Below are 13427 nucleotides of genomic sequence, written 5' to 3' on the forward strand. Positions count from 1 at the left end.
GACTGCTGAACCCAGCAATCAAGTCGTCGAGCATAGCCTTTGCTCGGAACAAAGGCCAGCTACGGCGAGGAAAATGATCGCACGGCACTGAACAGGTAGGTTCGATTCCGCCCCGGGCCACCAAGAATAAACAAGACGCCACCCCTCGGGTGGCGTTGTTGTTTTCCGGTGCGGTATTCCTTCCCGTGTCCGCCGGGCGAACGCCCGGCGCCGGCAGCGTCGCACGGGCCAAGGTCCTCGGCATGGGCACGGCGCCCACGCTGGCCGCAGTCAGTGCACCTTCGGCCGTGGGGCGTGGTGCCCCCTCGTCGCGTGAGAGGCATGCGCCCGCGCGGCAAAGCGCATGGCGTCGATCAGGGACTCATCGTCGAAGCTGCCTTCATACCGCTCGCCATTGATGAAGAACGTTGGCGTGCCGGCCGCGCCGCTGCGCACGGCGCTCATGAAGTCGTCTTTCACCTTGGGAAGAAAGCGGTGGGACGCCACATCGTCGGTGAAAAGCTGCATGTCGAGCCCGAGACGCTGGCCCAGCCGCGTCAGCAGCACCGGGCTGAGCAGATCCTGGTTCTCGTAGATCAAGTCGTGCATGAGCCAGAACTTGCCCTGGGCGCCAGCCGCTTCGGCCGCCTCGGCCGCCAGTTGCGCCATCGGGTGGATCTGGGTCAGCGGCATGTGACGGAACACGAAACGCATCTCGTCCCTCACCGTCGCCAGCACGTTCTTCAGATAAAAGTGCGCCGCTCTGCAGTGCGGACATTGAAAATCGCCATACTCAACCAATGTTACCGGCGCATCCGTCAGGCCCAGCACGTGGTCGGTGTCATCGATTGGCTTTACTAAACTCATGATTTCCCCCCATCCATTTCTTCGAGCGCCTTGAGGATACCGTCGGCGCCCGGGTTGATGCCGATCGGGGAAACATGAGCCCAGCGCACCACGCCTTCCTCATCGATGACGAACAAAGCCCGTTCGCTCACCCCTTCCCCGCTCCGGTATACGTTGTAGTTGCGGGCAACTTCGCCCTTGGGCTCGAAGTCGGACAGCAGCGCAAGTTTGTAGCCGCGCTGCTCGCGAAAGGCGGCATGGCACCAGGCGCCGTCGACTGAAATGCCGAGGCAGATCGCGTTGTGTTTGGAGAACTCGTCGCGCAGCTCGTTGTAGATTGCCAGCTGGTCGCCGCAGATCGGACTCCAGTCGGCCGGATAGAACGCGAGGACCACACGCTGGCCACGAAAATCCGAGAGCTTTACACGCTGGTCGGGAGTGGAATTCAGTTCGAATTCTGGTGCAGATGTGCCCGCCTTTAATGCCTTCATGCTGACCTCCTTGATCGCTTAAAAACCCGGTAACGCATAGCTACGGGAGGTGGCGAGCTAGGTCCACTATATATCAGATGGCGCGGAAGGCAAGGCTGGTAAAAGATGACCGGCTTGCACGATTTTCGAGCCCGCGCATGAACGAATCCGCGCGCTGTCGCCCGAGGACAGTGGCATCATGTTCGCGTCACGGGCAAGGGTGGGAGAGATCAAATGGAACAGAAATACTATGCGATGGACTTCGCGTTCTACAGTTCGATGGGCGTGTACGACTTCGACGACTGCTGCGAGATCAGTCACGCAGTCGGCTACGATGCGATGCTGCTGTCGGTATGGGACGGCCGCAACTGGGCGCAGGCGGAGCAACTGGCGAGCATGAAGTCGCGTTTCGGCATCGATCCGGCCGGCGTGTACGTGGTGCTGAACCTGGCGCAGGGCGAACAGGATCCGCGCAACAGCGGCATCCTGACCATGCTCCAGACCATGCCCGAGGGATCGACGGTTCAACTCGCGATCCGGAGCGCCGCACCCCATCTGCGCCCGTCCGACCCCGCAGGCGACGCGCCGGTGGCGGCATGGCTCCAGCGCGCGCTGGCCATCGCGGCGGCGCGCCACATCCAGATCCTGCTGTATCACCACCTGTCGTTCTGGGTGGAGAAATTTGCCGATGCGATCCGCCTGTGCACGGCGCTGGCGCATCCGAACCTGGGCGTCGTGTTCTGCGGCTACCACTGGTACGCGGTCGAGGGCGCCGGTCTGGCGCCGCTCCTCAAGCAAGCGCTGCCTTACCTGCGGCAGGTGAACCTCTCCGGCAGCCGCCGCAGCCCGCTCGGATTCGGCCAGGTCGCCACCATCGAACCGCTGGACACCGGGGAAATGGATAACTTCGCGGTGATCGCACTGCTGCACCGCCTCGGCTACACGGGCATGCTCGGCTATCTGGGCTGGGACGAAGGCGGCGACCCATATGGCAAGCTGGAGCGCTCGCTGCGGGCGCTGAAGGCGATGCGCACCCATGCCGAGCGTCATCCGCGCTGGGCCAACCATATCGATGCGCAGGCGTGACCTGTCCTGCCTCAGGGCGGGCACGGCATGCCGGCCCTGATGGAAACTTCGCCGTTACATTCGGGCCGGCCGGCTCAAATCATTTCCAACGGCATCTTGTGGTCGGGCGGCGGGAACGCGCGGTCCAGCTCGGCAAGCTCGTCGCGCCTCAGGTGAATGTCGAGCGCGATCCGGTTCTGCTTCACATGCCCGGGCATGCTGGCCTTCGGGACGGCGATCAGGTTTTCCTTGCGCAGCACCCAGGCCAGGGCGATCTGGGCCGGCGTGGCGGAATTTTCATCGGCGATGCGCCGAAGCACAGGATGCCCCATCAGGCGGCCCTGCTCCAGCGGCGAATACGCCATGACCGGAATGTGACGCTGCTCGCACCATGGCATCAGGTCGTACTCGATGCCGCGCCGGGTCAGGTTGTACAGCACCTGGTTGGTCGCAACCGCCGCCCCGTCCGACAGGCTGGCGACTTGCTCCATGTCCGGCACATCGAAATTACTCACACCCCAGTAGCGGATTTTTCCGGCGCGGATCAGATCGTCGAAAGCGGCCAGCGTTTCCTCCAGCGGCACCGCGCCGCGCCAGTGCAGCAGGTACAGGTCGATGCGGTCGGTCTTGAGGCGGCGCAGGCTCTTCTCGCAGGCCGCGACCGTGCCTTGCCGCGTCGCGTTATGGGGAAGCACCTTGTCGACGATGAAGGCCTCCGCCCTGCGTCCTTCGAGCGCCTTGCCGACCAATTCCTCGGACGCGCCGTCGCCGTACATTTCTGCCGTGTCGATCAGCGTCATGCCGACGTCGATGCCGAAACGCAGCGCATCGATTTCGTTCTGGCGATTCTCGGTACGTTCCCCCAAGCCCCAGGTGCCTTGTCCGAGTACCGGCACTTCCTCGCCCGAGGGAAATTTAGTCTTGCGCATGATTGCTCCTGTCGTGATCTTGCATTGATTTGAAGGGGTCACATTATCCTGAGAACGACCTTGCCGCGCACATGGCCGGTGAGCACCTCGTCGAGTGCGTCCTGGGCATCGGCGAACGGCACGATGTCGTGTAACGCCACCTGCAGCGCGCCGTCGTCGACCAGGCGGGCCAGCTCCGCCAGGCGCGCGCCGTTTCCGCGCACCACATGGTGCGAAATAATTTCCACACCAGGCCGGTCGACCGATACCGAACCGGTCAGGTCGACCATCTTCCCGCCCTCCTTGAGCGCCCACACGTAGTCGTTCGCATCCTCGCCGCGAACGCAGTTGAGGACCTTGTCGACGCCGCCGGGAAAGACCGCCAGGATTGCCTTGGCCAGGTCGTCTTCGTCGGTATAGTCGATCACCGCCTCGGCGCCCAGGTCGGCCAGGAAATCCCGGTTGCGGCGGCTGGCGGTCGCGCCGACACGCGCGCCGAACAGCGACGCGATCTGTACCGCGAGGTGGCCGACCCCGCCGGCGCCGGCGCTGACCAGCACGATCTCGTCTTCCTTGACGCCGAGCAGGTCGATCAGCGCTTCATACGCGCTCAGCCCGGCGATCGGCAATCCGCCGGCCTCCATCAGCGCGATCGAGGTCGGCACGCGCGCGACGTAGCTGTCGGGCACCAGCATGTACTCCGCCCACGACCCATTGTCCGCCAGCGGATAATTGTAGGCGTACACATACTGGTCCTTGGCAAAGCCCTCGACCTGCGCGCCCACCGCCGCGATCGTGCCCGCGCCACCCAGGCCCAGCACCAGCGGGAACGAGCGCGCCACGTTGCATGCGCCGGTGCGCACCAGCTCGTCCCAGATGCCGACTTCGGCGCTGCGCATCCTGATCAGCACATCGCGCGGACCCGGTGCAGGAACCGGAAGGTCGTCCATTAACACGATCTCGCCGCCGTAGCCGTTGATGGCCCAGCCGCGCATTGTTTCCGTCGAAGGTCCTGTGGTGGCCATTGCCGATCCCCTGTCATGACGAAGCGCCTTGCAGCAACATGCGGGCGGCTTCCGGCACTTCAAGCGTGTCCAGCCGGCGCCGCGCGCGCGCCGCCAACCGCGTCATGCGCGCCGCCGCTGACTTGGGTCACGGCGTGGGAGCCGTTCAGCGCGCTTGAGCGGGCCCGTCATCGTCCCCGTTCTGCTCCAGGCGCTCTACCAGAAAATCGATGAACGCCCGGATCCGCGGCGACAGATGCCGCTTGCTGGGATAGACCACCCTGATCGGCTCGGGCGCGGCCGTGAATGCATCGAGCACCGTCACCAGCCTTCCGTCGCGTATGGCGTCATCCAGCATGTAACGTGGAAGCTGCACCAGGCCGAAGCCCGAGATGGCGGATGCCCGCATGGCTTCGGAGCTGTCGATATTGACCCGGCCCGGTCCTTCGAACGTCGAGGCGCCGTCCGGTCCGGCGAAGCGCCAGGTGCGCCGCCTTTCCGCATTCACGAAGAAGATGGTGTCGTGGTCAGGCAACTGCCGCGGGTCGAGCGGCGTGCCGCGCCGCGCCAGATACGCCGGGGACGCGCACGTCACCATGTGCTGCCATGCGATCGTGCGGGTCAGCACGCGCGAATCGGCTGCCGGCTCGCCGATCCGGATGGCGATATCGAAGCCTTCCTCGACCACGTCGACGAACCGGTCCGTGAACGAGATATTGGCCTGCATTTCGGGCCACAGGGAAAGGAAGGCATTCAGCACCGGCAAGATGTGGCGCTGACCGAACGACAGCGGGGCCGTCAGCTTCAGCGTGCCGCTTGGCTTCAGGCGGCGCCGGGCCATCATTTCGTCGACCTCTTCCAAGTCTTCGAGGATCTGCCGGCACCGCTCGAACATGGCGTGGCCCTCATCGGTCAGGCTGACGCTGCGCGTGGTGCGGTTGAGCAGACGCACGCCGAGTTGCGCCTCCAGCCGTACCACACTCTTGCCGACCGCCGACCGCGTCAACCCGGTCGTCTTCGCGGCATTCGTGAAGCTGCCTGCTTTCACCACCGCGACAAAGGCGGCGATATCGCCAATTCTGTTCAGTTCCATCTTCTACCTCGGTCGGGGGCCGGCCGGTTTCCCAATAAGGGAACCACATTCCCCAATTATCTCATTAAGATGCGCATATGTTTTATGGCGCTGCAAATCCATCTCGGAATCGCCCGAGCGCCTTACCCAACAGGAATCGATACCGTGACCGACAAGAACACGCAAGCACAGGATCTGCAGGACCACGCCGCCTACCGGCGCGTCTTCACCCCAGGAAAGCTCAGCTTCGGCTTCATCATGCCGCTGGAAGCCTACCCGGACTCCCCTTTCCCCACCTTGCAAGACCATACCCGGCTGGCGCGCATGGCCGACGAAGCCGGTTTCGCGGCGCTGTGGATGCGCGACGTGCCGTTCTACGACCCGCAGTTCGGCGACACCGGACAGATGCTCGACCCGATGGTCTACCTGGGCTACCTGGCTGCGCATACCAGCCGGATCACGCTCGGCACGGCCGGGATCGTGCTGCCCTTGCGCGACCCGATCATCGTGGCGAAACAGGCGGCGTCGGTGGACCAGCTAACGGGCGGCCGGCTACTGCTGGGACTATCCACCGGCGACCGGCCGGTCGAGTATCCGGCCTTCGGCGCCGATTTCGAGAACCGTGCCGAACGCTTCCAGGAAGCCATTTCCCTCATCCGGACGGTCACCGAAGAAACCTTCCCGCGCGCTGAAACCCGCCATTACGGCAAGCTGGAGGGCAAGCTCGACCTGATCCCGAAGCCGAGGGCGAAGCGCCTGCCACTGGTGGTGGTTGGCCGTGCGCGCCAGGATCTGGACTGGATCGCCCGCAATACGGATGGCTGGATCGGTCATATGAGCGATTTCAGCCGCATGGATGAATTGCTGGACCGCTGGCGCGCCGGCGCGCAAGGCCAAGGCTTCAAGCCCTACGGCTACGGGTCGTTCTTCGAGCTGGACGCGAATCCGGCAGCCCCGCTGCGTTACCTCGGCAACCGCTTCACCATGGGACGCAAGGCCTTGATCGACTTGTGGACGCTGCAGCAGGAACAGGGCGTCAACCACGTGGCGCTCAATCTGAAGCCGTCGCGCCGGCCGGTGGAAGAAGTGATGCAGGAACTGGCCGAATTCGTGCTTCCCCAGTTCCATAACCAGTGAGGCGGCGAGAATGCATATTGACGTGAGCAACCAGGATTGAAAATCCTTGTGCCGGTGGTTCGATTCCGTCCCGGGCCACCAGGGACAAATGAACAGCCACCTTCGGGTGTAATACCGTTAAGTTAAGCTGCTGAAGCTAGCCGTCAAATACGACGTTTTTACGCTAACTCAAGAAAACTTTCGCCTTAACTTAACGTCATTACACCTTCGGGTGGCTTTCTTGTTTGTGGGCGCGCTTTACGTGTTGCCGGTCAATCAATCCTCATTCTTTCTTTTCTTTGAATTCAGCATCAATCACCCTGTCGTCGATGCTTCGGGAAGGCTGTTTGCCAGCGAATCTGAAGACAGACAATCGCATCCGATCGAAAACAGTTCGCTTCAACCAGGGGAACAGGATCAGAAAAGCCGTCGTGAACCCAGTGAACACCACGGGCATGTAGGCGCCCAGCGACAGGAAGTGCAACGAGCAGAGTACAAGCAAGCTCACTATCACTGGTCGACGGACGGGTTGGGGTAACAGCCCAACAATGCGCAGCTTGCCGTTGATTATCCAGGGAATCCTTGCGAACAGACCGCCAAGAAGCAAGCCTGCCACGAACCGGCCTGTACCGAGATACTCAGCCAACACCCCGATGACAAGGAAACCGGTATAGGTCATCGCGCCGGCCAGGACTGCCAGCACGAACAAAGCAATCGCGATCGTTAGTCTTGGTTTGCCTATGGCCGCGCTGACTAAAAAACGTAGAATTTTTGTGCCCCTTTAGATGCGAAGTGGATTGCTGCCGCAAATTTTAACAGCACGCTTCCATGCCAACGCTTTGCAAGCATGACCGGATAACGCCGAATCTGGCCGGTCTTGCGCTGTATGGCAGCGACGGTCTTGGCACTCGACACACAAGACCATGCCCACTCCCCGAGTGGGCATGGTCGTTTCATGCACCCGCCGCCGCTCGCGCGGCGTTCCGTCCGTTCAGGGCTGCGCCGGATAGGTGTACGAAGAGCCGATGCCCAGCGGCAGTTCCAGCGCCCAGAACCCGAGCAGGAACGCAGTCCATATGACGAGCAGGCTGAGCGAATAAGGAAGCATCAGCGCGATCAGGGTGCCGATGCCGGTCGACTGCACGTATTTCCTGCAAAAGACGATGATCAACGGGAAGTATGGCAGCAGGGGCGTGATGATATTGGTCGAGGAATCGCCCACCCGGTAGGCCGCCTGGGTCATGTCGGGCGACACCCCGAGTTCCATCAGCATCGGCACCATCACCGCCGCGATCAGGGCCCACTTGGCCGATGCCGACCCGATGAACAGGTTGACCGTGGCGGACAGGAGCACGATGCCCGCCAGCGTGACGCCGAGCGGGAACGCCATCTCCTTGAGCCACAATGCCCCCTTGAGGGCGATGAGGGCGCCGAGGTTGGACTGCCCGAACGCGAAGATGAACTGCGCGCAGAAGAATGCCATGACCACGTAGTACCCCATGCCGCTCATCGCATGGCTCATGCCCTTGACGATGTCACGATGGTTCTTCGCGGTGCCGGCGACATAGCCATACACCACGCCCGGGATCAGGAAGAAGATGAAGATCAGCGCGACGATCGACTGCATCAGCGGCGCGGACGAATGCGTCAGGGCGCCGGTTTCCGGCGCGCGCCAGGCCGAGCCTTCCGGCACCAGCGAGAACACCAGCAGGGCCAGGCTGACGAGCATCGCGATCCCGGCCCAGCGCAGGCCCCTGGTCTCGTTCGGCTGCAGGGCGTCCATGGTGGGCAGCCCGGCAGGATCGCCGTCGACCGGCGACTTCGCCAGGCGCGGCTCGATGATTTTGTCGGTCAGGAACCAGCCGACCAGGATCACGAGGAAGGTCGACGCCGTCGTGAAGTAGTAATTGTTCAGCGGATTGATCACGATCGACGCGGCGGCCGGGTCGACCGACAGCCGCGCGGCGACCTGGGTCAGGCCGGCCAGCAGCGGGTCCAGGCTCGACGGCACGAAGAAGGTCGCGGAAAAGCCGCCCGACACGCCGGCGAAGGCGGCCGCGATGCCGGCCAGCGGATGACGCCCGGCGGCATAGAAGATGACGGCGCCCAATGGGATGACCAGCACGTAGCCGGCATCGACGGCGACGTGGCTCAGGATGCCGACGCCGATCAGCACGGGCGTCAGCAGGAACATGGGGGTCACCGCCAGGATCTTGCGCAGCCCCGCATTGATGAAGCCCGTGTATTCCGCCACGCCCAGCCCCAGCATCGCCACCAGCACCACGCCCAGGGGCGGGAATGAGACGAAGGTAGTGACCATCTTCGCCATGAAGTCCGTCAGGGCCGCCGGCGCCAGGAGATTCCTGACCTCGATCGGCTGGCCGGTGCGCGGGTCGATGTCGCTGAAGACCAGGCCGGACATGGCCCACGACGTGGCCCAGACCACGGCCAACAACAGGGCGAACAGGATGGCCGGATCGGGCAGCTTGTTGCCCGCCACCTCGATCCAGTTCAGGACACGGTTCAATCCACGCGGTGTGGAACCAGTTGCTTGTGCAGTCATCGTTGCCTTTGCTTGACGAGGAATGTTGATAAGTGCGATACGCGCAGCGGCGAGCGCGCCGGTACGCTGAAAATGCTGGCTAGCTGTTATTTCAAAGACACATCAGGCGCACATATTACGCAGAAGCCGGGCTGCCGAAAAGCTTCTTGATGAGCAAATATCGCAGGGAAGCATGCGCGTATTGACGGTCCGCGCCTCAAACATGGCCGCCCGAGCGGCCGTGTTCACCCGCGCCCTGCCTCACCCGCGCCTTGCGCCTGCGCCATCCCGAGCGCGGGCAAGGTGACCGTCAGGAACGACGACACCTGCCCGATCAGGTCGGCCGCAGGGGTCACGGGGATCGTCGATGCGGCCTTCGCTTCCTCTTCGGAGGAGAACAGCGGTTTCATGGGATTCCTCGGGGTTGGTATGGCAACATCGATAGCTTACCGCTGGACAATCGGCCTGCAAGTGTTTCGGGTTGATCAACCCATCACTACTTCATGTGAACCGCTTCTGCTACCATGGTTCCCCCGGGAGAAAACGAGAACGACGGACCGGCCAACCGCGATCGCGGTGTCGACGCCGTCCCGGTTCGCCATGAACCGCATCATCAGGATTCCAGCCCACAGGCTGGCGTTTCAGACTCCCGGGTAGCAACCCACCCTCAATACGGTTACGCCGAGCCTACAAGGTGACGCCCGCCGATGTGACGACCCCCGGCCGCCAGCTGGCCGGCGCCTCCGTCCGCGCGCGACCGCGCCGCACATGACGTCGAAAAAACGGCGCCGATGGCGAGGCACCCGAATTCCGACATTTTCAATCTTTAGGATCCACCATGAAATACGAATCCGTACACCAGTTTTTGCAGCACGTTGCCGACCGCAATCCCGGCCAGGGCGAATTTTTGCAGGCCGTCACCGAAGTGATGGAAAGCCTGTGGCCATTCATCGAACAGCATCCCAGGTATGCCGAGCATGGCCTGCTCGACCGGCTGGTCGAGCCCGAGCGTGTGGTGATGTTCCGCGTCGCGTGGGTGGACGACCACGGCCAGGTACAGGTCAACCGCGGCTACCGGATCCAGCACAGCATGGCGATCGGCCCCTATAAAGGCGGCATGCGCTTCCATCCCTCGGTCACCTTGTCGGTGCTGAAGTTCCTCGCCTTCGAACAGACGTTCAAGAACGCGCTGACCACCCTGCCCATGGGCGGCGGCAAGGGCGGCTCCGACTTCGACCCCAAGGGCAAGAGTCCGGGCGAGGTCATGCGCTTCTGCCAGGCTTTCGTCAGCGAGCTGTTTCGCCATGTCGGCGCCGACACCGACGTGCCGGCAGGCGACATTGGGGTCGGTGCGCGCGAAGTCGGCTACATGGCCGGCATGATGAAAAAGCTGAGCAACCGGGCCGACTGCGTGTTCACCGGCAAAGGCCTGAGTTTCGGCGGCTCACTGATGCGGCCCGAGGCCACCGGCTACGGCACCGTTTACTTTGCGCAAGAAATGCTCAAGACGCGGGGCCGGTCGTTCGATGGCCTGCGCGTGAGCGTGTCGGGCTCGGGCAACGTGGCGCAGTACGCCGTGGAGAAGGCGATGTCGCTTGGCGCCAGGGTCGTCACGGTGTCCGACTCGAGCGGCACGGTGATCGACACCGAAGGATTCACGTCCGAGAAGCTGGCGATCCTGATGGAGGTGAAGAACCACCTGTACGGCCGCGTCAGCGACTACGCCGAACGCACCGGCAGCCGCTTCGAAGCCGGCGTGCGCCCGTGGCACGTGCCGGTCGACGTGGCGCTGCCTTGCGCAACCCAGAACGAACTCGATGCCGATGATGCCGCGGTCCTGATCCGGAACGGCGTGCTGTGCGTGGCCGAAGGGGCCAATATGCCGTCGACCATCGCGGCCGCCAAAGCGTTCGAGGCCGCGGGCGTCCTGTACGCTCCCGGCAAGGCCAGCAACGCCGGCGGCGTCGCCACCTCGGGCCTGGAGATGAGCCAGAACGCGGAACGCCTGTCCTGGCCGAGCGAAGAGGTCGATGCCCGCCTGCTGCAGATCATGCAGGGCATCCATGCGGCTTGCCTGAAATACGGCGCGCGCGCCGACGGCAGCATCAGCTACGTGGACGGCGCCAACATCGCCGGCTTCGTGAAAGTGGCCGACGCCATGCTGGCGCAGGGCGTGATCTGACTCCGACCGCCACATCACGAGGCAGCGCCGGCCAATCCGGGCCGGCGCTCTGCCGTCGCAGGCTGGTCGATTGCACCGGTTCGACCTCATGTTATTCTTGCATTGCCCTGATCACCTAGAGAAGACATGACCCGCTCGCTCCCCCCTATCCTGTGCACTGCGCTGTGCACCGTGCTGTTCGCCGCCCTCCCCGCTTTTGCCCAGGTCAAGACGCCGGCCACGCCGGAAAAGATGAACCAGCTGTATAGCGACTACTGGGAAGACTACCTGCGCGAGAACCCGATCGCCGCCACCTTCAATGGCGACCATCGCTACAACGACCGCTTCGGCCCGACCTCGTCGGCCGAGAGCCGCAAGCAGACCCGCGCGCTGGCCGAAAAATACCTCGCCAGCAGCGCCAGGTTCGATCCCGCGCCGCTGCCGTCGGAAGACCGCATCAGCTATGACCTGCTGCGCTACCGCCTGCAGCAAGACCTCGACGGCCTGCGCTTCCCGTCCAACCTGGTGCCGGTGGACCAGTTCTCGGGCCTGCATCTGCTGATGGCCCAGCTGGGTTCGGGCGCCTCCACGCAGCCGTTCCAGACCGTGCAGGACTACGAGAACTGGCTCCAGCGCGCCGCCGGCTACGCGCCGGCCGTCGATCATATGATTGCCGACATGCGCACCGGCATCAAGCAGGGCATCGTGATGCCGAAGGCGCTGATCCAGCGCGTGCTGCCGCAGCTCGAGAACGTCGGCAAGGACGATCTCGCCACCAGCACCTATATGGCGCCGACCAGGAAATTCCCGGACTCCTTCAGCGCCGCCGACAAGGCGCGCCTGCTGGATGCCTATGGCAAGATGGTGCGCGAACAGCTGGCGCCTGCCAACCGCAAGCTGCTGGCCTTCATGAAGGACACCTACCTGCCTGCGGGCCGCGACACGGCCGGCATCGGCGCTCTTCCCGGCGGCAAGGATTGGTATGCCTTCCTCGCGCGCCGCTCGACCACGACCGACCTGACGCCGGAACAGATCCACGAAATCGGCCTCGGCGAAGTCGCGCGCATCCGCGCCCAGTTCGAAGAAGCCAGGGTCAAGGTCGGCTTCCAGGGCACGCTGAAGGAATTCTTCCATCACCTCAACAGCGCGCCCGCGCTGCGCTACAAGTCGCGCGAAGAGATCCAGGCGGCCTACGAGGCGATGCGTCCACGCGTCGAGGCCAAGGTCGACCAGCTGTTCGCGCGCGTGCCCAAGGCGCCGTTCGAGATCCGTCCGGTGGAAGCCTTCCGCGAAGTGAGCGCGGCCCCGGCCTCTTACCAGCGCGGCTCGGTCGACGGCAAGCGTCCCGGCGTCTTCTACTTCAACGCCTACAAGCCCGAGACCCGCACCAACTTCACGACCACCGCCTTCTTCCTGCACGAAGCGATTCCGGGCCACCACTTCGAACGCAGCCTGGCGCAGGAAACGACCGGCCTGCCGGCCTTCCGCCGCTTCGGCGGCAGCACCGCCTTCTCGGAAGGCTGGGGCCTGTACAGCGAAATGCTGGGCCAGGAAATCGGCATGTACGACGATCCCTGGCAGTGGGTGGGCCGCCTGACCGCCGAAATCTGGCGCGGCGTGCGCCTGGTGGTCGATACCGGCATCCACGCGAAAGGCTGGACGCGCGAACAGGCGATCGCCTACTTCATGGACAACGTGCCGCAGAACGAGGTGACGGCGGTGCAGGAAGTCGAGCGCTATATCGCGATTCCGGGCCAGGCCCTCAGCTACAAGATCGGCGAACTGAAGCTGCGCGAACTGCGCACGCGCGCCGAACAGACCCTGGGCAAGGACTTCGACCTGCGCGCCTTCCACAACGAAGTGCTGTCGCACGGCGCGGTGCCGCTCGACGTGCTCGAAGCGGCGACCGACCGCTGGATCGCGGCGCAAAAGAAGGGCTGATCACGAAACGCCAACCGCATCAGGTTGGCGTTTTTTTTACCACTCGTGTCTGGCTACTTCCAGCATTAACAGTAGAGTTCATCAACTCATCGAGTTTCTGTAAGGGCAAACTTCGCGGTTGCGCGGCCGTTTGCGCTGGACCAATCGCCTCGGCCGTGGCCCGGCAGCGCCGATTCTCCAGTCCGTTCCTCCAGACTTGTGCAAAGCTGGTCGAAATTGCCTAAACCAGCTCGCTGCTGGATTCCTGCTTCACCGGGGCCGGTTTCACGCCGTGCTCGCGCACGGCGCCAGCGCCTGCCCCTCCACAGGCTGTCGCGGTAGAA

At 63.6% G+C, this 13427-nt stretch carries 12 protein-coding genes and 1 tRNA gene; 5 read left to right on the forward strand and 8 right to left on the reverse strand.

The annotated features are described in order from the left end of the window. Positions 1-270 precede the first annotated feature (270 nt). Both ABIB38_RS23605 and ABIB38_RS23610 read right to left on the reverse strand, forming a co-directional pair. Positions 271-846: a DsbA family protein gene (locus ABIB38_RS23605; RefSeq protein WP_429207194.1), complete on the reverse strand. Its 576-nt coding sequence runs from the start codon at positions 844-846 to the stop codon at positions 271-273. After that, entirely contained in the window at positions 843-1316 is a 474-nt protein-coding gene (locus ABIB38_RS23610) for a peroxiredoxin (RefSeq protein WP_429207196.1), read from the reverse strand. The genes ABIB38_RS23605 and ABIB38_RS23610 overlap by 4 nt, the downstream gene beginning before the upstream one ends. A gap of 213 nt (positions 1317-1529) precedes the next feature. Here ABIB38_RS23610 and ABIB38_RS23615 point away from each other — a divergent pair, with 213 nt between their 5' ends. Further along, positions 1530-2381 (forward strand): sugar phosphate isomerase/epimerase family protein, encoded by an 852-nt coding sequence (locus tag ABIB38_RS23615; RefSeq protein WP_429207198.1) that lies wholly within the window; start codon positions 1530-1532, stop codon positions 2379-2381. Positions 2382-2455: 74 nt separating this feature from the next. On the opposite strand, the gene ABIB38_RS23620 is transcribed toward ABIB38_RS23615, so the two are convergent. The 3 genes from ABIB38_RS23620 to ABIB38_RS23630 form a co-directional block, all read right to left on the reverse strand. After that, positions 2456-3289, reverse strand: a complete 834-nt coding sequence (locus ABIB38_RS23620) for an aldo/keto reductase (protein ID WP_429207200.1) — start codon at positions 3287-3289, stop codon at positions 2456-2458. 38 nt (positions 3290-3327) lie between these two features. Beyond that, positions 3328-4263 carry an NADP-dependent oxidoreductase gene (locus ABIB38_RS23625; protein WP_429207201.1) on the reverse strand — a complete coding sequence of 312 codons (936 nt, stop codon included), beginning with the start codon at positions 4261-4263 and terminating at the stop codon, positions 3328-3330. 175 nt (positions 4264-4438) lie between these two features. Next, the gene (locus tag ABIB38_RS23630; protein WP_429207203.1) at positions 4439-5365 is read right to left on the reverse strand and encodes a LysR family transcriptional regulator; all 927 of its coding nucleotides are present in this window, start codon (positions 5363-5365) and stop codon (positions 4439-4441) included. A 144-nt stretch (positions 5366-5509) separates the two neighbouring features. On the opposite strand from ABIB38_RS23630, the gene ABIB38_RS23635 reads away from it, so the two are divergent. Continuing rightward, complete coding sequence (locus ABIB38_RS23635) at positions 5510-6481, forward strand: LLM class oxidoreductase (protein WP_429207204.1); 972 nt, start codon at positions 5510-5512, stop codon at positions 6479-6481. 3 nt (positions 6482-6484) lie between these two features. Beyond that, positions 6485-6562 (forward strand) — tRNA-Phe (locus ABIB38_RS23640). 181 nt (positions 6563-6743) lie between these two features. Here ABIB38_RS23640 and ABIB38_RS23645 read toward each other — a convergent pair. From ABIB38_RS23645 to ABIB38_RS23655, 3 genes are all read right to left on the reverse strand, one after another. After that, the gene (locus tag ABIB38_RS23645) at positions 6744-7163 is read right to left on the reverse strand and encodes a hypothetical protein (RefSeq protein ID WP_429207206.1); all 420 of its coding nucleotides are present in this window, start codon (positions 7161-7163) and stop codon (positions 6744-6746) included. A 288-nt stretch (positions 7164-7451) separates the two neighbouring features. Further along, positions 7452-9023 carry an AbgT family transporter gene (locus ABIB38_RS23650; protein ID WP_429207208.1) on the reverse strand — a complete coding sequence of 524 codons (1572 nt, stop codon included), beginning with the start codon at positions 9021-9023 and terminating at the stop codon, positions 7452-7454. Between the two features lie 224 nt (positions 9024-9247). Further along, positions 9248-9412 (reverse strand): hypothetical protein, encoded by a 165-nt coding sequence (locus tag ABIB38_RS23655; protein WP_429207209.1) that lies wholly within the window; start codon positions 9410-9412, stop codon positions 9248-9250. Between the two features lie 428 nt (positions 9413-9840). On the opposite strand from ABIB38_RS23655, the gene gdhA reads away from it, so the two are divergent. After that, positions 9841-11184 carry an NADP-specific glutamate dehydrogenase gene (gdhA, locus tag ABIB38_RS23660; protein ID WP_429207211.1) on the forward strand — a complete coding sequence of 448 codons (1344 nt, stop codon included), beginning with the start codon at positions 9841-9843 and terminating at the stop codon, positions 11182-11184. A 126-nt stretch (positions 11185-11310) separates the two neighbouring features. Beyond that, a complete protein-coding gene (locus tag ABIB38_RS23665) occupies positions 11311-13104 on the forward strand; it encodes a DUF885 domain-containing protein (RefSeq protein ID WP_429207213.1) in 1794 nt (597 codons plus the stop codon). Positions 13105-13427: the final 323 nt, after the last annotated feature.

It is taken from the genome of Massilia sp. UYP11, from assembly GCF_050434805.1.
Lineage (GTDB): Bacteria > Pseudomonadota > Gammaproteobacteria > Burkholderiales > Burkholderiaceae_D > Telluria.

Excerpts from the sequence above, each read along its gene's own strand:
- ABIB38_RS23605 (WP_429207194.1), bottom strand. The coding sequence starts at position 846 with ATGAGTTTAGTAAAGCCAATCGATGACACCGACCACGTGCTGGGCCTG.
- ABIB38_RS23610 (WP_429207196.1), bottom strand. The coding sequence starts at position 1,316 with ATGAAGGCATTAAAGGCGGGCACATCTGCACCAGAATTCGAACTGAAT.
- ABIB38_RS23615 (WP_429207198.1), top strand. The coding sequence starts at position 1,530 with ATGGAACAGAAATACTATGCGATGGACTTCGCGTTCTACAGTTCGATG.
- ABIB38_RS23620 (WP_429207200.1), bottom strand. The coding sequence starts at position 3,289 with ATGCGCAAGACTAAATTTCCCTCGGGCGAGGAAGTGCCGGTACTCGGA.
- ABIB38_RS23625 (WP_429207201.1), bottom strand. The coding sequence starts at position 4,263 with ATGCGCGGCTGGGCCATCAACGGCTACGGCGGCGAGATCGTGTTAATG.
- ABIB38_RS23630 (WP_429207203.1), bottom strand. The coding sequence starts at position 5,365 with ATGGAACTGAACAGAATTGGCGATATCGCCGCCTTTGTCGCGGTGGTG.
- ABIB38_RS23650 (WP_429207208.1), bottom strand. The coding sequence starts at position 9,023 with ATGACTGCACAAGCAACTGGTTCCACACCGCGTGGATTGAACCGTGTC.
- ABIB38_RS23655 (WP_429207209.1), bottom strand. The coding sequence starts at position 9,412 with ATGAAACCGCTGTTCTCCTCCGAAGAGGAAGCGAAGGCCGCATCGACG.
- gdhA (WP_429207211.1), top strand. The coding sequence starts at position 9,841 with ATGAAATACGAATCCGTACACCAGTTTTTGCAGCACGTTGCCGACCGC.
- ABIB38_RS23665 (WP_429207213.1), top strand. The coding sequence starts at position 11,311 with ATGACCCGCTCGCTCCCCCCTATCCTGTGCACTGCGCTGTGCACCGTG.